Genomic DNA, 234 nt, shown 5'->3' with positions numbered 1-234 from the left:
CGATCACCCTATAAAACACCCAAATCTACGCTGAAAGTTTAGAACGGTTTTGCGGGCTTCTGAGTGCGTTTTTAACATCGTGCAAACTGACAAGTAAAACGATGCGAAATCGCTGAAAGTCACAAACTTGTTTTGTGGCAAGAAGCGATTTGACCAACCGAGTAAAACGAGGGGCGGTAGGCTTTTTGTTTTTATCCTGATGAGCGTCCAGCGAAGAAAGGGAAAAACAGGGGG

1 protein-coding gene is annotated in these 234 nt (G+C 44.9%); it reads right to left on the bottom strand.

Translation table 11 applies throughout. The annotated features are described in order from the left end of the window. Nucleotides 1-25 precede the first annotated feature (25 nt). Nucleotides 26-234 (bottom strand): hypothetical protein (locus BHE89_RS24225; protein ID WP_216080974.1); only part of this gene is annotated, 209 nt, incomplete at its 5' end.

The sequence above is a fragment of the Shigella sp. FC1967 genome, from assembly GCF_001743005.1.
Lineage (GTDB): Bacteria > Pseudomonadota > Gammaproteobacteria > Enterobacterales > Enterobacteriaceae > Proteus.
The sequence above is the reverse complement of the archived record's forward strand: the minus strand, read 5'-3'. Positions and strand labels throughout refer to the sequence as shown.